Source organism: Helicobacter muridarum (assembly GCF_000765805.2).
GTDB lineage: Bacteria > Campylobacterota > Campylobacteria > Campylobacterales > Helicobacteraceae > Helicobacter_A > Helicobacter_A muridarum.
In genome coordinates, this window is the sequence record NZ_JRPD02000004.1 from 111,768 (window position 1) to 131,669 (window position 19,902).

Here is a 19,902-nt window from a genome sequence, read left to right on the forward strand (position 1 = left end):
ATGTTATATAATTATATTGCATATATCGAGGAATATTTTGAAAAATTTTATATTTTTTACCATTTTTGCATTTGTATTATGCTTATGTGCTTGTTCTATAACAGAAGAACGTATAAAAGCAGAATATGATAAATCTGATTATAAAAAAACATATAGGAGTATACAAAAAACAATAAGCTCAAATAATAATAACGTTTTGCTATGGCAAATGCAATCCGGATTTTTAACATTTAGCCAATTTGGTCCTGTATTTAGCTTAATAGATTTAGAAAAAGCAGAATCTATTTACAAAAAATACGAACAAGAAGGAATATTATCAAGCACATTTAGCTCAATGGCAGCTACACTTAGCAATGATAATGCAATACCATATAAGGGAAATGTATATGAAGGTAGTTTACTGAATTTCTATAAGGCTTTGGCCTATTCTAGTATAGGGGACTTTGTAAATGCGAGAGTAGAGTTTAATCGTGCAAATGATAGACAAAGACGCGCAAAAGAATACTATAAAAAAGAAATACAAAAAGCTCATGATAATGCAATAAAAAATGCCAATAAGAAGAAAGAAAGTAAAGATTACACATTAAACACTTCAAAATCTAGCATTAATAACATTATCAAGCTAAAATATTCAAATCTCGATAATTTCGCAATTTATAAAGACCTAATCAATCCAATTATCCCATATACATCAGGGATATTTTTTATGATCGAGAATGATTATTCAAAGGCTGTGGACTTGCTTAAAGAATCTTATGGAATATCTCGTTCAGACGTCATATTAAGCGATATGGAGCTATTAGAATCTAGACGATTTGAAAAAGATATAAACAATTACACTTGGTTTATTGTTGAAGATGGAGACATTAGTAGAAAACAAGGCAATACATTCTCAACGCCAATAATAATAAATAGCAACATAACATCAATAAATTTAGCTATGCCAACTATATATAATATCAAACCAAATTTTAATAATTATAAGATAAATGATTATAAAACAGACCGTATTGTAGAACTTAGTAATATATTTGTTAGCGAATTTGAAAAGCAATTACCGTCAATAATAACAAGGGCAATTATTGGGGCTATAGTTAAATTTATAACTATCTATGCAATCAGCGGGGCTACTAGTGGCGACTACGACAGTATAGCTGGACTATTTGCTAACATTGCCTTTAGTCTGATGACATATCCTGATACAAGAAATAGCTTTGTGCTTGCTAATTCTATACACGTTGTTAGAATACCAAATGATATTGAAAATGTAACTTTATATGGAGATAATACAAAGTTATTAAACATAAAATTAACACAAGATTGCAATTCAATTGGAAAAAGAATAGAATCTAGTAAAGATTTTACAACTCTGATTGAAAAGGATCCAAATGATTTTAACACTAGAATAAAACTATTCGAAAAATATAAGAAAAGTAAAGACATATGCACCAAAACAGATAATATAGTCTATGTTAGAGTTCGTAACAATATGGCTACACATTTTATAATTAAAGGAGATTAACAAATGTATATTTCATTAGGTAAAAATATGATATTAAAACCTGCTATATCTATAGCGTTTATAACAACTATTGGGTTTTATATAGTAGGATGTGCAAATAAAGATGTGCAATATGTTGATACAAAAGATTCCAAAAAATACACAAGTGTTGGACTTGATTATCATGATATTGAAGCAGCAGCACATAAAAGTGTCCAAAGCCTACTAACAAGTCAATATATAATATCTATAGATCCAACTAAAAAAAAGGTTCTTGCGATTTCAGATGTTGTCAATGACACAATGCAACAAGTAAATGTCCAATCCTTAACAATGGGCATTACAAGAACAATGAGGAATAGTGGTAGATTCCAACTCACAGGAGCAATAGCTGGTAGCGGTGGTATGTCAGACAATATGATTAAAAATGTTCGCTCTCTTAGAGATGATGAAGAATTTAACCAATATACAACAACTGAAAAAGGGACTTTGATAGCACCTGAATTATCATTATCAGGTAAAATTGTTCAAAAAAATACCCGTGTAGGAAAACAACAAAGAGTAGACTATTCGTTCATATTGCAGCTCATAGATATTAAAACTGGGATAGTGCAATGGGATGAAGAAACAAATATTATTAAGGTGGCTCCAAATAAAACTGTAGCTTGGTAGTATTGCTTACATATTAATATCTTTGTGTATGATATGCCAAATGTAAAAATTCAATTCATTGTAATAATTTGGGCTTGGTAATTAAATGCAAATTAGAATCTATACGTTTAGTCTACAATTTATTAAGTAAAATAACTAAAATCTATTGGGTTAGCATCTATAAATTGATGACTTATATAAGCTTTTATTAGCAATTTTGTATTGTTATAAACAATACAAAATTGCACAAATAAACAAAATTCAGCATATTACATGCTACCCTAAGTTATAATAAATAGGAATGTATTTTGCTTGAGATTACTAGATTAGTATATATGGAGCCTTAATATGACCATTAACAATAATCCAGCTATTGTTGTTGAGAAACTTCCTAGTAGCAAGGATTCTTTAAAGCTTGCTGATACTCAAAAGTCTTTTAGTATTGTAGACATTGTGCCAAATTCAATACAAAGCAATCAAACAGGTGAAGATGATAACTCGTCTCAAATAGATGAAATACTATCTACAATGAAAGCATTACATATTGCCAGAAAGAGCTTAAGTGATGTTCAAAGCATAGTAAAGGACATGAAGAATAACTATAAAGTAGAAGCAAGAGATGAATGGTTATTACCTGAAAATAATATGCTAAAACAGAGATATAATGCTATGTTAGAAATCAAAAGAATATTCGAAAATGCAAAGTATAATCAACAAAATGTATTCAGTATTAACTATGCCGACAAAAATATCAATCTAAACTTCGAAAGAAACAATTTATCGAATCTAAATTTAAGAGATGGGCACTCTATTGATATATTTTCCTACAATATTGACATGCTAAGCAAAGATATTGATAAAGAAATTGGCAACTTGCAAAGTCAGATAGATTCCATTAAACAAAGTAGATGGCTCTCAATGCAACAATTAAAAACTATTCCACTAGAGCAAAAGGAAACAAAACAAATAGACAATAATACCAATCAGCCAAATCTTGCTAGTTTGTTGTCTATATCAAGCAACAAAGAACAGTTGCCAGCAAGTAATATAGAAACAAAAGATGAGAACAATACGATAGACAAATCATCCAATCCTAATGTAAGTAAAATATATGAAGATTTACCTAATTTGTCAGACTCAAACAATAATCCTATACAAGATATTAAAAGCGCAGAATCTCAAGCTCAAAGCAAGAATGAAACATTAACTCAAAACGAAAAACCAAACGATACGCAAGATAATAAAGAATCTAGTATACAGGAATCTACTAATATGCAATCACAAACATCTGCAAATAATCAAGATGAAAACGCGCAAACTCAAGAAAAAGCATCAATAACAAATAAGGAGCTTAGCGATACACAAAATAAAACAATAACAACAAATGATGAATCTAATAAGATCCAAGAAGACAAAACAGCTAGTAACGAACCATCAATCGAAATGACAATTAGTTAACAAAAACTAATTCAATTTAAGTTTTGATTAAAGTTATATATTGAATTGATTTTTACTATATAAAAATATTCATATGTTATTTATTGATTATAATTATATATAAGATCTATATTTGTCTATATTTATTATCTGGCTATAAATTCATATTTACACAACTTAATTATTTTTGTATAATCTAAGCTTTTTACTTATTGGTTCGCGAATATCATAATACTTTAATAACATAGAAATATCTTAAGGTGCAATAATGAAAAAAATAAATATTTATCTATTATCTGGAGTTCTTTCTTCTTGTTTGCTTATTGGTGGCTTTGGGGTTTCACAGAGTAATAGCATTAATCAATCGCTAAGTAATGCTCTCCCAAACAATACGAATAATGACCAAATAAAACCCAAGAAGAAACTAAGCAAAGCAGAAAGAGACAAAGCATTTCAAAGATTTCTGCATGCAGTAAACATAGTAGAAAGTAGTTATGTCAATGATATTGATACAGATGAAGTTATAGATAAGGCAATCTCTGGGCTATTAAGCAATCTTGATGCCCATTCTTCATACCTGCAAAAGAAAGATTACGAAGAACTACGAACTAAAACTAGTGGTAGCTTCAGCGGAATAGGCATTACTGTTGGAATGAAAGATGGGGCTTTAACTGTAATAGCTCCTCTTGATGATACACCCGGAAAAAAAGCTGGATTAAAAAGTGGAGATATAATACTTAAAATTGATGACAAACCTACACTAGACATGAAAATAGATCAAGCTGTTTCTCTAATGAAAGGAAAAAAAGGCACCAAGGTAACACTAACAGTTATTCGCGCTGGTGAAAACAAGCCTCTTACATTTGAGATAAAAAGAGATGAAGTAAAGATTCGCTCTACTGTAGTATCAAACATTGAAGATACAAACTATGCATATCTTAGGATTTCAAACTTTGACCAAAATGTAACACAGGAAGCAAGAAAAAGCTTAAAACAGTTAGGAAAAATCGATGGAATTGTGCTTGATTTGCGTAGCAATCCTGGCGGGTTACTAGATCAAGCAATAAGTTTGGCTGGATTATTCCTCGAAAACAAAATAATCGTTAGAGAAAAAGGGAAAACTGAAAATATAGAGCTTAAATCAGGACAAAATGCAGAATTCAAAAATATACCCCTAGTAGTGCTAGTTAATGGCGGTAGCGCGTCTGCAAGTGAAATTGTAGCTGGCGCATTGCAAGACCATAAAAGGGCTGTAATTGTAGGTGAGGTTACATTTGGCAAGGGAAGTGTACAAAAAATATTTTCATTTGACAAAAAAGGGGAAGAAGCTTTAAAGCTAACTGTTGCAAAATATTATCTACCCACAGGCAGAAGTATACAGGCAATAGGAGTTACACCTGATATAATAGTGTCAGAAGGTGAAGTTCCACTAGGATCTCAAAATCAAATAGAATTCAAAGAGGCAGATTTAAAAAGACATCTAAAAAATGAATTTTTAGATGAAACAAAAGAAGAAAGCAAAGAAAGCAAGAAAGATTCTGATAAAAGCATTAAACAATCTGCAATAGTAAAAGATATTCAACTAAAAAGTGCCATAGATGTTTTAAAAGCATGGGCTGTTATAAACAAAGAATAATAAAAATACAAAGGATTGATATGTCAAACTCAATATCCACATTAATAAACAAATCAATAAATACTCATAACCTATTATATGAAGGTAAAGGCAAAAAGCTATATAAAATAGACAATGAATTATTAAGTCAATTAGAGCAAAATATACAAGATAAGAACATAAAAACAGATGAATTGATACTTTGCATATTCAAAGATGATTTAACAGCATTTAATGCACAAAAAAAGAGCAACGAAAAAGGTAAGGGAGAACTTAATTGTCAAATATCAACAAAGATTTTTAATCTTTTGGAAAAGGCAAATATCAAAACTCATTATGTTTGCCTGCAATCAAGCATACTTAATGAACTACCAAATGATATAATGTTCTGTAAAAAAGTAAATATCATTCCCATTGAAGTAGTTACTCGCAATATTGCGACAGGAAGCCTAGTAAAAAGACTAGGCATTCAAGAGAAAACTATAATCAAAAATACACCACTAAATTCTCCACTAGTGGAATTTTATTATAAAGATGATTCATTAAATGACCCAATAGTTACAGAATCTCACTGCATATTAATGAATATAGCTACATCTAGCGAGTTAAAAACTCTTAGTAATTTAGCATTAAGTATAAATAATATTTTATTAGAGTATTTTGAAAAGATTGATTTGACATTGGTTGATTTTAAGCTTGAATTTGGCAAAGATTCTAATGATAATATAATCCTAGCAGATGAAATTAGCCCGGATAGCTGTAGATTATGGGATAAGACAACAGGTAGAAAAATGGATAAAGATAGATTCAGAGAAGATCTAGGCAATATACAAGCTACATATAAGGAAGTATTACAAAGGCTATTAAATAGCAACTGACCAAAAAACACAAATATATCAATTGTTTTAGTGTATAAATCAAAAGAATAAAATTAATTACTGTATATATAGCTTTAAAAAATGTAACATATAAAAATAAGACTTAAATTTTAAAATTATAAACTTCAATAAACAAAAAATCAAATAAATATTTAAACACAAGAATAAAATCCTATTTACCACCTATATCAATCAAAGAAAATAAATGAACTTGTTTCTCAAGCTCTTTTCTTATTTTTGTATCTTCAAAATCAACTAAATTAATAAGACAACATAGCTCAATGCACTTGGCTTCTAATTTCTTGATTAGCTTAAGAGCTGCTAATGCAGTTCCAGCCGTGGCGATTAAGTCATCTACCAATATAACATTAACCCCTTTTAATCCAGAAAAAGCGTCTTCTTTAATCTCCAAATAATCCTTTCCATATTCTTTAATATATGATTCCGTATGAACCTTGCCCGGTAACTTAGACTTTTTCCTAATTGGCACAAAACCAGCCTCAAGAGCATAAGCTAAAGCAGAACCGAATATAAAACCCCTTGATTCAACCCCAATTATATATTCAACCTTATAAGCATGATAGCGATGTGCTAACATGTCTATGTATTCCTTGAATAATTTCCCATTATGAATAAATGTAGTAATATCTTGAAATAAAATCCCCTTTTTAGGAAAGTCTGGAATCTGTGTCAATGATTGTTGAATCTCTTCACGTAAAGTGGGCTTATGTCTAGACATTTTTATCTCTCTGTGATGATTGCTCTCTTCTATAATCAAATCATCCATATCAAAAGCGTTGATTGGCTTTGGAATACTCTTATGCTGGGTATGTTTCATAGATGTCCTTTAACAATGATATATATTTGCAATATATACACAATATGGCAACTCCTAAAATCCTACAATAAAGCCTCAATCTTCTGCTCTAAGTCTTTGATACGTGTCTTATAATTATCAGTTTCAATTCTATATTGAGAGTTACGTTGTTTTAGTGTCTTTACTTCGCTCTTTAGCGCATTAAGCTCTTTTGTAAGAATATCAATATTACCTAACGCCCTTTGTAGTGAAAGCTGATGTTTTTGAATCAATACTTCAGTCTCAACTAATGTATAGCGCATATGGGCTGATTGTTTCTTTTCTTTTTGTGCTACACTTCTATAATAAAAGGCATTGACAGTCATAAATAAAATAAATAAAATAAAGATAACCAAGGCAAACCACATAATAGTTCCAGACATCACATCTCTCCTGTATTTATTAGATATTACCGCTTAACTTAGCTACTCTCTGGATATGTCTATCACCCTCAAAATCAGTATATAAAAAGCTCTCAACAATAGCTATGGCTATCTCATTGCCAATTAACCTTTCCCCCAAGCAAAGCACATTAGCATCATTATGCTTCCTAGATAGAATAGACATGTATGGATTAAGACATAAAGCAGCTCTAATATGCCCGTATCTATTGGCTGCAATGCTCATTCCAATTCCACTACCACAAATGAGAATACCCTTAGATTCTTTTTCAAGACTAATTTCCTTGCAAAGCAAATCAGCCACATCGGGATAATCCACCTTAGAATCTGATGAGACTCCTAAATCAGAATGCTCTATATGATTATCTAAGCAATATTGTAATAATACGTTTTTCAGCTTAACGCCGGCATGATCATTTGCAAAGAATAACATAAAAACCTCATTATTATATTGTTAGGAACATCATTATTGTAATTTGCATTACATTAAATATTGCGTCCCTAGTTAATGGAAAAAGTAACAAAAGAATGATAATAATCATACCATAATTTTCGAATTTATTATATAAAGACGCAAATGTGCTATTATTAAACATCAATCCAAGATATGCAAGAGCTTTTGAGCCATCTAGTGGAGGAATTGGAATGAGATTAAAAACACCAAGAACAATATTTATGTAAAGCAAAATAAACAAGAATTGCAATATTAAGGATTGTATATCAATTAGATTGAAATTTAAACCAAGCTTTAAAATCACAACACAGCAAAATGCCAAAAAGAAATTGTAAAATATTCCAGCAAGCGAAACAAACATACAAGCTTTGTAACCACCATTATCTCTTACAGTATCAATGTTTACTGGCACAGGCTTAGCATAGCCAAACATAATAGGAGATCCCATAACAATTAGAGTAAGAGGGATAATTATAGAACCAAACAAATCAATGTGCGGCAAAGGATTGATAGTTAGCCTGCCTTCCCTTCTAGCACTCTCGTCACCATATCGCAATGCAACTAAGCCGTGCATAACTTCATGTCCTATAACAGCTATTAACAAAGCTATGATTTGAAATGCAATGAGAATAATATCCAAACTACTAACGTCCATATTTTATATTTCCTTGCTTTAGAATTATAATGCTTAATTTATATAGATTACAAAATCTAGGATAACCCACCATAATCCTTAATATAAATTTTATTAGTCATAATTAACGCAATCTTTTAGAAAGATAATCAAAATTATATCGATAAGTATAATAGACATAGTGCTTGCTTATATTAATACATTAAAGTTATATCATTGAAAGTCTTTTATGAAATTCTTATGTTTTATAAGTAAGCAAATCAATATTATTTAATCATTTGCACAATAATTAATAACAATGCTATACACCAATACAATAAAGAAAAACAATTTGGTACAAGTAGAAATAAGCATTTGTTGTTAATCAAGGATTGAATCAAGATTCAACCATAATTTGAAAATTTTGTTTCTTGCTATAAGAATGCGGAAAGCATGGAACTAAACAAAATAACAATGATTGTAAAAGGATAGCATATGCAATTTAACAACATAAAAAATAATTATGGCAAAAAGATACGCGATAAAAAATCCCAAGATATAGATTCAAGCTTGCAAAATAAAAATCACAAACAAGAACAATTTGCTCTAAAAATATCTATGTATTGTGCGTGCCTTTTGGCATTTCTAGGTATTGGCTTTGGCTTGGTATTAAAAAGTTCAACATTGGTCTTTGATGGCATTGTATGCTTTGTTAGTGTTGCGCTTGGATTCTTAAGTGTAGTTACCTCGCGATATATATATAAAGAAGATGACGATATATTTCAATATGGATATGTGCGTTTTGAGCCTATGGTGAATCTGTTCAAAAGTTTAGTGCTTGTTGTTGTATGCATATATGCCTTCACAAGCGGGCTACGAGATATTATACATGGAGGATATACGCTAGAGATTGGTGGAGCAGTAATATATACACTATGCGCGTTTATTATATCATTTGCTTTATATCGATATACGTCATTCTATGCTAAGATGTTAGATTCTGATCTTGTAGCAGTAGACAGCACAGAATGGTGGATTGACTGTATAATGTATCTTGGTGGGATCATAGCCTTTGGCATTATTTTCATCTTTGATTCGAAGCAAGAGTATGCTATTAGCCACTATATAGACCCTAGTTTGTTAATGATACTGTCTATATTCTTAGCTATAACGCCTATTAAAATCATGATAGTAAATTTCAAAGACTTAGTAATGGTTGCTCCAAAAACATTAGACAATAAAATTACAGAAATTATGGAAAAAATAAGCAATGAATATGGATTTCAAGATTATGATACCCATGTAGCAAAGAGTGGGAGATTTTTCATGATAGAAGTGAATATCCTAAATACAAACAAAAATGACAAAATATCAATCGGAGAAATTGATGTAATACGCGATAAAATTGAAAAATATCTAGATATTCCAAGCTATAAAATTTGGCTATCTGTAAACATTACTGCAAATCCCAAATGGCTTTAATTGATTTTACAAATATTAAAATCCTTATGGACATTAACGATTATTAAAGCTTGCTAGCAATAAATAACTATCAATAGCCATTTTATGATGATAGCCTTTAAAAGAATATATTACTTGCATGCATTTATAGAATTAGGGCAAAAAATCATAAGAGAAAAATTCTTAGTTAACGTTTAGTTTTAACATGTTCAAATCAAATTCAATTTAACAAACCAAAATGCCATCAATAATTAAATACAAGATTTCTACTAGCCTCTCTCTCATACCCGAAATAATGGAGAAAAAATGTCATACTGTAGTAATAAATTAAGAATAAACATTATTTAATAGATATTATTTCAATCATAAATTAACTATTAAGTTTTTGAGAATTAAATAATTATAGAAAGAATTATTATGAATATAAAGATAATAATAATTTATGTTTGCCTATGTATTAAAGTATTGGCTTCAGATAAACATAGCATAACGATACATACAGAAAATGATGCATATTACTCGCCAACTGACTATGATAGATACTATACTGCCGGACATAATATCACATACAATTCTAAAGGATTCTATAACTCTTGGTTTAAACATATAGGTTTTATTCATTATTTAGCAGATTTAAATAGGTCTGCGTTTTCCATTGGATTGAATCAAGAAATCTATACAGCAGATGACAAAAAATCTATTATTCCTTCGACAAATGATCATCTTTATGGAGGATATTTATATGGCAATTTCACCATATATAACTACAATGATAATTTTATCGAATCCATAGGCTTAGATTTAGGTATAGTCGGTAAATATTCACTTGCTAAAGAAACTCAAAAATTTATTCATAAGCTACTTAATTTTAACTATCCAAAAGGTTGGGATACCCAAATTAGTAATGAAATAATTATAAACTTATATCATAAGCTTCATTATAGATTCTCTATAATAAAAAATATAGCAGAATTGATCCCATATAGTGAAATAGCATTAGGAAACGCATATACTCACGCGCTATTAGGAATAAATCTGCGGGTTGGATATGGACTATCAAATGATTTTGGGATAACAAAAATAAGGTATGGTCATGTTGGCAAATCAACTATTGGTAATGGCTTTAGAATATATCTTGCTGGTGGAATTAACGAAAAAGTAGTAATACGAAATATTTTTTTACAAGGAAATACGTTTGTTAATGGTAAAAAAAGTTCCTTGCAAATTAATAAATTTGTATATGAGGCACAAATAGGATTCCTTATTGGATATGCTGGTTGGAGTATTAGCTATTTATATTCATATAGGCAAAAGGAATTCTTAACTCAAAAAGAACCAATTGGCTATGCTGGATTAAGATTAGAAATAGCATTTTAGTAAACTAAAATGATTTCGCCATAATAATTTATAAGTAAAAATCAAAGCCTATAAATCACATTTATCTCTACATCTAACAGCAAAAACTCTAGCATCATTAAATGTATCTTCAATAAGCTTTGCGAGTGAATTACTAGTATTCTCATCAAGATAGATCTTAATCAAAGCATAGTTTTGTCTTCCTGTTACTTGTTCCTCATCATTTAATAGCATATTTTTGGCTGCATACTTCTTTGCTTCAAGGAAAAAAAAATCATAATACCCATTATGTAAAAGAAAATCAATCACATTATCCTTTATCTCATATCGAACATAAATATCAAGAACTATCATTACAATTCCTTAAAAATTAATTCCATAAAGATTGGCTACTATGCTAATCTTTTAAATATTCTAGAATCTTATCTAATCTATCTTTAGCAATGTCAATATGCAAATCAATTATATGTATTGGTAGGCTAAAATTTTGACATTTGACAAAATCCTTTTGCGTCATAAGAATATATTGCGCATTATAAATTTCTAACAAACATCTAAGCTTATTCTCATCAAAAATATCATGATCTGGCAAATAATATTTATATACAATCATATGCGGTTGCAATGATTCCAAAAATGGATCTAACCTAACTGGATTTGCAATAGCCGTGGCTAAGATGTAACGATTTGATTTAGATTCCGTGTAATTTGTGGAATCTTTTGTATACTCAAACTCTCTAGCAATAAATCCAGATATACAAAGGCTAGTCTTTCGCTTATAGTCTATACCCTCTTTTAGATGCATATCGCAATTAGCATAAAAACTAGGCGGGAAGCGATAATAGCCACTAGGCAAAACCCTATCATAATATGGTAATATCTCTGGTTCTAAGAGAATATCAAATTTCTCAAATGTAAAGCGATAGGAATCATCGAGCAAAATGATCTTAATACCCTGCTCTTTCGCGCGAGAAATAGCCTCTATTCTGCTCTCATCTACAAAGATAGATGTTTTAAGCGTGCTTGTTCGTATAGCAATTAACATTGCTTCATCGCCGCTATCTGCCACATTGCATAGAATCTCTCCATTTCTACTTACTTGCAAAAATCCCTTTGTATCCCTCTTATAACCACGCAAGATAACAGCTAAACATGTATAGTCAATTGAATGCAAAAACTCAAGCAAAGCTATGCAAAAAGGAGTTTTTCCACTACCACCACTTACAAGATTTCCAATACTAATAATCTTTACATCAAAATTTTGTTTGACACCATATTTCTTACGAAGAATTGCTATGAGATAGTAAATAAATGATATAGGCAATAGAAGGAAGCTAATAAATTTATCAAACACATTTGGGGTAAAAAAATATCTATTTATAAATTTCTGTATAAATATCATAATGCATCTTTTATGAAAGTTAAGTTACAGGACATTGCTAAGACTAAGCAAAACATAAGTTATATAGTTTTGAATGATAGCTAAATTTTGATTACGTATAATACAAACGCTATGCTTGGAAAATCTAATAACTTTTCCAAACAAAATCATAAATTCAAAACAATATCAAAGCTAGAGAAAATATAATCTAACCCCAGCCTAAGAAATTAAACCAGTAATAAACAGCCTAAAGCAATGCAAAACCTAATTCAAGTATAACAGCACTTCAATATATAGTAAATAATAACGATTCTTTTTACTTCTTAACTGCCACACATTCTATCTCAACCTTAGAATCCTTTGGTAGTTGCTTTACAGCAACCGTGCTTCTAGCTGGCTTATGGGAAAAATACTTAGCATATACTTCATTAAACTCGGAAAAATAGCACATATCACTAAGATATACAGTAACTTTAACTGTGTGGGTTAAATCACTCTGTGCTGCTTCTAGGACTGCTTGCAAATTCTCACAAACTTGATGTGTTTGGGCTTTTATATCAGAATCTAAAAATTCACCATTTGGTAATAGTGGAATCTGCCCAGAGGTGAAAATAAAATCCCCAACAACAATAGCCTGCGAATAAGGACCAATAGCACTTGGGGCGTCATTAGTATGAATAATCTTTTGTTTCATCATTACTCCTTCTATAAATATGCGTAAAAATATATCATTAATAAGCTTTAAGCACGAGCTGCAAGCTTATTAATGGCTTCAGAATTAAGTTCGTCCATATGTGTTTTCATTACTTTAGAATACATATCCACCAAGCGATTTGTCTCTATCATGGAGCTCATTTCCAAAACCGCATTTACATTGCTTTTCTCAAGGAAGCCTTGTGCAACAGCTCCGCTACCATACATGAGATTCGCCCTAGCTAACCCTCTTGATGATGTATCATTTGGAATCTCCCTATCTTCTATATAAAGACTTGAACCAATTTTTTTAAGAAATTTAGGATTATCAAATGACACTATTGCTAAGCTACCGCCAGGAATATTATCTGCCAATCCCTCATTGCTTAACTCCCTAAAACCAATATTGCCATCAATATCAACACTAATTTTCATATTGGAATTCATTAGGATTCCGCCTTCATTGTCTATACCATCACGAGATAAAACATGAAAACCCTCTTTTGTAACCAAATATCCATCATCACTTATACTAAAACTACCATTACGAGTATATGCCACTCCATTTGGTGTTTGCACAGCAAAAAACATATTAGGAGATTTAAGCGCGAAATCTAAATCATTCTCTGTATAATCCATAGAGCCAACGCTATGATCTGTATAAGATTCTGAAATAACTGGGATTCTTGTCAATGTGCGGTTAATAAATTTAGCTGCCGCCTTTGTCTCATCAGGTATTGGCAATGTATCTTGATGAGCCTGCACCATACGTAAAAAATCTCCAACTACAACATCATCTCTTTTATAGCCACTAGTATTTAGATTAGCAAGATTATTTGAGATAATATCCAATCTATTGAATTGTGTAACCATTCCACCTGTAGCACTATAGTATCCTGTTTGCATACTCTCTCCTTAGAACTTAATGAAATATCATCAAGCAAAAAACAATCCAAAAATAAAGTCTATTCAACCAGTATAAAGAAAATAAAGCAATAGGAATTTTACCAAAGCTTTTATATTAAAGTTAAGTTATAATGTAAACATTATATAACATGATAAAGTTGTATTTATGCCAATCAGACAACAAAAATTTATAGATTGCGTGATTATTCCAGCAAGAGGTGGTAGTAAGAGAATTTTACATAAGAATCTTACTCCATTCCTAGGTGTGCCAATGCTAGAAAGAAGTATTCAGCTTGCTAAAAAAGTATCTAATTATGTCATTGTAAGTAGTGATGATAATGATATTTTACAGTGCGCCTCAAGGCTTGATGTAATTCCTATGCAAAGAGATCATATTCTTGCAAGTGATATTACACCAACTTTGCCTGTTTTACATCATTTAGTCATGCAGCTTTTAAAATCAAATGAAAAATCAACGCTCACAAACCAAGATAATCAATATCATAAAATATACAACATAGATAAAGGGCACAAAAAAAGTAAAAGCCTGCCTAGTCTAAATCAAGATTCTATTGTGCTATGCCTATATGCTACGGCTATGTTTGCAAACGAATATTATATAGAAGAAGCATACAATGCACTATTAAATAACCCATTAGCATCGTATGCTGTTAGTGTTATAGACAACCAAAAGGCTTGTAGATCATTTGCGTTAAGTAATAATGGACACATTGAGTTCTTGTTCCCACAATTCATTGAAAAAAGAAGTCAAGATCTGCCACAAATATACAATGACGCTGGGCAATTCTACTTAGGTTTTGCAAAAAGCTATGTCAACAATATAGCACTTCTAGGCAATAATAGCATTGCAATCAAGATGGATATAGCATATGATATAGATACACAACAAGACTTGGCTATAGCAGAATTTCTTAAGCAGCAATTTGGGAGAAGATATGAAAATTAGGATTCTTACAGAGAGTATTAAAGGTTTAGGGCTTGGTCATGTGGCTAGATGTTATACCTTGGGGCTTATTTTTTTAGAGATGGGATATGAGATAGATTTCTTTGTGCGCGGAAATGCAGACTTCATAGAGTTTTTAGAAACCCAGAAAAACAATATATCAAAAGATAGCAATATAAAGAAAGACATAATGAAGAATTTTTATCCTCTACCAATAGCATGGGAGTGCCTAAAACATAAGGAACTCGTAAAATCTGATATTTATATTATTGATTCGTATGAAATAAATGATTTTTCTTCATTCTTATCTGATGCCAAAATCTTAGTGTTATTTGATGATGATGGCAGGCATTTATCACTACTCAAATCATATTTGAAATCAAAAAGAGGTAAAGCAAAACTCTTTTTATTAAATCCAAATGGGTTGTATCAAAAGCAAGGTTTAGATGAGATTCTAAAGGATCACATACTTACAGGCTTGGAATATGCAATGATTCGCCCATGTTTTCATAAAGCTTTAGAATCAATGAGCAAAAAAGAACATCAAGAGCGAAGACATATCACTGTATGCTTTGGCGGAGAAGATTCGCAAGACATGAGTAATAGAATTTTTAATATTCTAGAAAAGCTAAATTCTACACATGAATTAGATTTAAGTATTAATATAATTATAGGAGCAAACTACAAAGGCAAGCTACTAAAATCAACTCATTTTAAAAAGCCTAACTCTAAAAACTCCAATGAAACATATAACATCTATCAAAATATCCCTCAAGATTTCTTAGCGACATGTCTAGCCAAATCTGAATATAGCATTGTATCAGGTGGTGGAATACTATTTGAGGCTGCTATGCTAGCCCAAAATACACTAGCCATAGAGCTTGCTAGCAATCAAAAAGATCAAATAGAACTTATGGAAGAAAAAGGATTAGTGCGAAAGCTCAATCATAAAAATCTAAAAGAAGACATAGAATATGCCCTATTAAATCCAAAGCAAGATACATTAACATACAATAAGCATGATATAGGCACAAAGATAATAGACTTTGCTAACAGACTAGTGTTAGAATCAATAAATGTAGCACTACAAATAAATCATATATCAAGGCAAAAACATAAAAATTTTACTCTAAATGGATACATAGCAATCAACTTTTGCAACATAAGCCAAGATGAAGCCTTAAGAGTGCTTAGATATCGCAATAATCCAATAATAAGCGAAAATATGTATGGTAGCGACCATATATCAGAAAAAACTCACTTTAACTTCATAGCCTCCCTAATGAAAGATGAACAATCCAAATACTTCCTAGTCCAAGATAGCAAAAATATGCAAGATATAGGAGTAATAAGCCTAAATAGAATCAACATCAAACATAAAAACGCATATCTTGGAATCTATAAAAATCCCGAAGCCCGAACAAAGAATAAAACCAACAAGATTAGCTATGGGACAATGCTTATGGACTTACTAAAACATATCGCATTCTGTGAATATAAGTTGCATATGCTATATTTAGAAGTCATTGCAAGCAATATTCAAGCTATTCGATTCTATGAAAAAGAAGGGTTTGCATTTATGGGAGAATTAATAGATGGCTTTAGTCAACACAAAAACAAAGCTCAAAAATTCTGCAACGTCTTGGTATATGGAATCAAAAACGAGACTATATAGATTCTAATTTCTATGAATTCTTTTTACAAAAGGAATAATAGTAGAAATTATTTATAAATCAACTATTTTTTGTATTTCTGTTTTTATATATTATTAAAGTATTTGTATTAGGCAGGGGAGTGAATGGGTGGCATGGGAATTGTGCCCCTCTATGTGCCTGAAAAATCCTTGAAAATCCATTTGTGTATTTTTATAATTTTTATGTTAAAAGCTTTTGTATTTATATTTGTGTGCTTGGATTTAAGGCTTATGGTTTGCTTTGTTTCTTTGAGTGGGTAACATAGACATTTGGCAGCATAAAATTCTCTTGTGCTTTGTGTCAATATATTGCTCTTGGTGTTTTAGATTGTGTTGTATTAAAAGAGATGTTTCGCTTTGCTCAACATAACAATAGGGTAAAAATCTTTAGAATGACAAGAAGACTTCGCTAAACATGACAAGAGGGAAGCCCAAGCAAAGAGAGGACGCTAATGCTTTAATGAGATATTTCGGGTTTTGCTCAACATGATAATAGGATTAAAGGTTTAGCTTTGAGCTATAAGAATCTATAATGTGCCATAAAATCATGTAGGATATTTTCATTACTTGCTTGCTCTTTAATATAGTCCTTTAAGCTACTAAACTCATCTTTTGTAGATTGTAGCTGTTGCTTAGTAGATTCATTTTCTGTTATAAGGTTTTGTAAAAGCTCTGTTAGTTTCATATTATTCCTTATGGCAGGTGATAAGAAAGGAGATAGCCTTAAGGCTTGTGATAAATGAAGCCTCCTAACGAATATCTAGCATATCTTATAGGATTATTAAAAATTATTTTAATAAACTCTGCTAAAAAGTAGCATTAATATTAAAATTAATGCTATAATTAACTTCATTGCTTTCATGTTATCACCCCCTTTCTTGCCCTTAAGCTAGAATCAGGGGTATTTGCTACTTAAGTTGGTAGCTTAAGTAGCAATGAAATTATACTTCAAATTTATACTTTATCCTTTATCATTAATCTATCTAAATATCTGATAAAAATATATTTAAACAGAATCATAGATTTATTATGTTAGATTTCAATCAAGTCAAGCAACAAACACTAAATGAAATCAAATTTTGATTAATATCAACATGTGTGAGTAAAGCATATTGAAGGTATATGAGCAAAATGATACAATTAATATTTACTTGATTTCTAGCACTTATACTTGACTAAGGAGAAGTTATGAATCTTAGCTATCAAAAAATCAATGTTAATATGCATACAGCCTTAACAATCTACAAAGGCATAGGAGCAAAATTCTTACTTGAATCGGCCACATTACAAAATAGCAGAGGAAGATACTCTATATTGGTTAGGGAGAACAACTTTATACTGTCAAAAGAAATATATAATGGCAAATTTTGCTATTTTTTCAAACAAAAATCCAGAGATTTATATGCAAAACAACAGGCAGATTTCAGTCTTAACTCTCACAGCCAAAACTTTAATCATTTGGAAACAAATACAGAATCAAAAATGAATGCTAAAGTTTTAGAAGATTCCAAAAAGCAAGGAAAAGAAAGTAGAATAAACTATGATAAATTTGATTTATTAAATCTAGAAAGCTATGAAAATCTACCAAGAATCCTAGACAAGCTAAGACCAAATATACAGTCAATTAGAGATGCAAGACATCAAAATGCGCAATATAATATAAAAAATGATAGCCCAAAGTTAGATTTTCTAAGCCTAGCCTCTATGTTAAGAGAGCTATACCCAAGCCTACCAAGTGAGTTAGAATCTATTCCAATACCATTAGGTGGACTTGGATTCCTATGCTACGAATTTTTTAGTGAATGCGAAAACGTATCATTTAACAAACCAAGCCTACAAGAAATCATAGAAAATAGCAATACTAACCAACTTATAAATTCTAATAATAATGAAAAAAGCTATATCCCAGAATGCTTACTTGTATTTCCTCAAGAGTGTGTAATATTCGATCATTTTTATGATGAAGCTTATATTGTTGTTTGTGCGCCTAATGAAAAAGGATTGGATTCTAAAAGTCAAGTAGAATCATTGGTTGCAGAAATACAATCTTGCACACATAAGCAAATTCAAAAAGTATTGCCCGCTAAAGCACAAGAGCGAAATATGAAAGACATGTCTATTCATAATATAAATAATGATGAAGCTTTAAACTCAAAAGTGATATATGAAGATTCCAAAGAATGGTATCAAGAGTATGTTACAAAGATTACCAAAGAAATCTACAAAGGAACATTCCTGCAATGTGTGCTAAGCCGAGCAATAGTCATTCAAAGCAACATGAATCCTCTTTATGTATATGAAAGCCTAAGACGTATCAATCCAAGTCCATACATGTATTATTTAAACTTTGACGACTTTTGTATTGTAGGAGCTAGTCCAGAGCTCATGATTAAATGCAAACATGGTATACAGACTTTAAAACCAATAGCAGGCACAAGAAAACGAGGAAAAACATTACAAGAAGATAGAATACTAGAGGATGAGCTATTAAATGATTCAAAGGAGAATGCCGAGCATTTAATGCTTATTGATTTAGCACGAAATGATATTGGCAGAAATTCCACAATAGGCAGTGTAAGGATTCAAACATATAAAAGTATTGAGAAATACTCAAGCGTCATGCACATTGTTTCAGAAATAAATGGTGAAATAAGAGATGATAAAAACCAAAACGATTGTTTGCGTGCTTGTTTCCCTGCAGGCACTGTTAGCGGTGCGCCAAAGATAGAAGCAATCAAAAAGCTAGCATCATATGAGACGCATAAGAGAGGATTCTATTCTGGAGCAATAATTTACTTTGAACGCAATGGGGATATAGATTCGGCTATAACATTACGCTCAACTCTATATATGAATGGTAAATATTATTTGCAAGTTGGAGCTGGGATTGTTATGGATTCTATGCCAGAATTTGAATATATGGAAACGAGCAATAAGATTAAAACAATCTATGACATTATCATGCAATAGCAGTAGTAGAACATTGCCAAAGATTAAGTATTGATAAATTCAACAAAATCTATATTAGATAAAGAATCTATA

Annotated in this window: 19 protein-coding genes; 10 read left to right on the plus strand and 9 right to left on the minus strand. The window is 30.8% G+C overall.

Annotated features, from left to right (window positions below; all coding sequences use genetic code 11):
- Positions 1-37: 37 nt before the first annotated feature.
- From LS73_RS03205 to purC, 5 genes are all read left to right on the plus strand, one after another.
- Entirely contained in the window at positions 38-1,522 is a 1,485-nt protein-coding gene (locus tag LS73_RS03205) for a COG3014 family protein (RefSeq protein WP_034556891.1), read from the plus strand.
- 3 nt (positions 1,523-1,525) lie between these two features.
- On the plus strand, positions 1,526-2,173 hold the full coding sequence (lpoB, locus tag LS73_RS03210; protein ID WP_233708874.1) for a penicillin-binding protein activator LpoB: 648 nt from the start codon (positions 1,526-1,528) through the stop codon (positions 2,171-2,173).
- A 327-nt stretch (positions 2,174-2,500) separates the two neighbouring features.
- The gene (locus LS73_RS03215; protein WP_034556892.1) at positions 2,501-3,610 is read left to right on the plus strand and encodes a hypothetical protein; all 1,110 of its coding nucleotides are present in this window, start codon (positions 2,501-2,503) and stop codon (positions 3,608-3,610) included.
- 247 nt (positions 3,611-3,857) lie between these two features.
- Positions 3,858-5,225 (plus strand): S41 family peptidase, encoded by a 1,368-nt coding sequence (locus LS73_RS03220; protein WP_034556893.1) that lies wholly within the window; start codon positions 3,858-3,860, stop codon positions 5,223-5,225.
- A 20-nt stretch (positions 5,226-5,245) separates the two neighbouring features.
- Positions 5,246-6,082 (plus strand): phosphoribosylaminoimidazolesuccinocarboxamide synthase, encoded by an 837-nt coding sequence (gene purC, locus LS73_RS03225; RefSeq protein ID WP_052089471.1) that lies wholly within the window; start codon positions 5,246-5,248, stop codon positions 6,080-6,082.
- A gap of 172 nt (positions 6,083-6,254) precedes the next feature.
- On the opposite strand, the gene apt is transcribed toward purC, so the two are convergent.
- The 4 genes from apt to LS73_RS03245 form a co-directional block, all read right to left on the minus strand.
- Entirely contained in the window at positions 6,255-6,821 is a 567-nt protein-coding gene (gene apt / locus LS73_RS03230; protein WP_034557419.1) for an adenine phosphoribosyltransferase, read from the minus strand.
- 161 nt (positions 6,822-6,982) lie between these two features.
- Positions 6,983-7,306, minus strand: coding sequence for a hypothetical protein (locus LS73_RS03235; RefSeq protein ID WP_172458495.1), 324 nt, complete (start codon positions 7,304-7,306; stop codon positions 6,983-6,985).
- 34 nt (positions 7,307-7,340) lie between these two features.
- Complete coding sequence (gene rpiB, locus LS73_RS03240) at positions 7,341-7,772, minus strand: ribose 5-phosphate isomerase B (RefSeq protein WP_034556899.1); 432 nt, start codon at positions 7,770-7,772, stop codon at positions 7,341-7,343.
- 13 nt (positions 7,773-7,785) lie between these two features.
- Entirely contained in the window at positions 7,786-8,448 is a 663-nt protein-coding gene (locus tag LS73_RS03245) for a site-2 protease family protein (protein ID WP_034556901.1), read from the minus strand.
- Positions 8,449-8,901: 453 nt separating this feature from the next.
- Between LS73_RS03245 and LS73_RS03250 the strand changes: the two genes are divergently transcribed.
- Both LS73_RS03250 and LS73_RS03255 read left to right on the plus strand, forming a co-directional pair.
- Positions 8,902-9,888: a cation diffusion facilitator family transporter gene (locus tag LS73_RS03250; RefSeq protein WP_034556902.1), complete on the plus strand. Its 987-nt coding sequence runs from the start codon at positions 8,902-8,904 to the stop codon at positions 9,886-9,888.
- A gap of 396 nt (positions 9,889-10,284) precedes the next feature.
- Positions 10,285-11,244 (plus strand): lipid A deacylase LpxR family protein, encoded by a 960-nt coding sequence (locus LS73_RS03255; protein WP_052089472.1) that lies wholly within the window; start codon positions 10,285-10,287, stop codon positions 11,242-11,244.
- Between the two features lie 48 nt (positions 11,245-11,292).
- Here the strand turns inward: LS73_RS03255 and LS73_RS03260 are convergent, their stop codons facing one another.
- The 4 genes from LS73_RS03260 to LS73_RS03275 all read right to left on the minus strand — a co-directional run bounded on the left by LS73_RS03260 (position 11,293) and on the right by LS73_RS03275 (position 14,203).
- Positions 11,293-11,577, minus strand: a complete 285-nt coding sequence (locus LS73_RS03260; RefSeq protein ID WP_034556909.1) for a DUF3240 family protein — start codon at positions 11,575-11,577, stop codon at positions 11,293-11,295.
- Between the two features lie 43 nt (positions 11,578-11,620).
- The gene (gene lpxK / locus LS73_RS03265) at positions 11,621-12,625 is read right to left on the minus strand and encodes a tetraacyldisaccharide 4'-kinase (protein ID WP_034556912.1); all 1,005 of its coding nucleotides are present in this window, start codon (positions 12,623-12,625) and stop codon (positions 11,621-11,623) included.
- Positions 12,626-12,920: 295 nt separating this feature from the next.
- A complete protein-coding gene (locus LS73_RS03270; RefSeq protein ID WP_407918743.1) occupies positions 12,921-13,298 on the minus strand; it encodes a RidA family protein in 378 nt (125 codons plus the stop codon).
- Between the two features lie 47 nt (positions 13,299-13,345).
- Positions 13,346-14,203 (minus strand): flagellar hook-basal body protein, encoded by an 858-nt coding sequence (locus tag LS73_RS03275; RefSeq protein WP_034556915.1) that lies wholly within the window; start codon positions 14,201-14,203, stop codon positions 13,346-13,348.
- Positions 14,204-14,369: 166 nt separating this feature from the next.
- On the opposite strand from LS73_RS03275, the gene LS73_RS03280 reads away from it, so the two are divergent.
- Positions 14,370-15,170: a cytidylyltransferase domain-containing protein gene (locus tag LS73_RS03280; protein ID WP_034556917.1), complete on the plus strand. Its 801-nt coding sequence runs from the start codon at positions 14,370-14,372 to the stop codon at positions 15,168-15,170.
- On the plus strand, positions 15,160-16,842 hold the full coding sequence (pseH, locus tag LS73_RS03285; protein WP_138069979.1) for a UDP-4-amino-4,6-dideoxy-N-acetyl-beta-L-altrosamine N-acetyltransferase: 1,683 nt from the start codon (positions 15,160-15,162) through the stop codon (positions 16,840-16,842). The genes LS73_RS03280 and pseH overlap by 11 nt, the downstream gene beginning before the upstream one ends.
- Before the next feature lie 535 nt (positions 16,843-17,377).
- Here pseH and LS73_RS09820 read toward each other — a convergent pair.
- Entirely contained in the window at positions 17,378-17,545 is a 168-nt protein-coding gene (locus LS73_RS09820) for a hypothetical protein (protein WP_158654959.1), read from the minus strand.
- Positions 17,546-18,048: 503 nt separating this feature from the next.
- Between LS73_RS09820 and LS73_RS03290 the strand changes: the two genes are divergently transcribed.
- Positions 18,049-19,830 (plus strand): anthranilate synthase component I family protein, encoded by a 1,782-nt coding sequence (locus tag LS73_RS03290; protein ID WP_034556726.1) that lies wholly within the window; start codon positions 18,049-18,051, stop codon positions 19,828-19,830.
- Positions 19,831-19,902 lie beyond the last annotated feature (72 nt).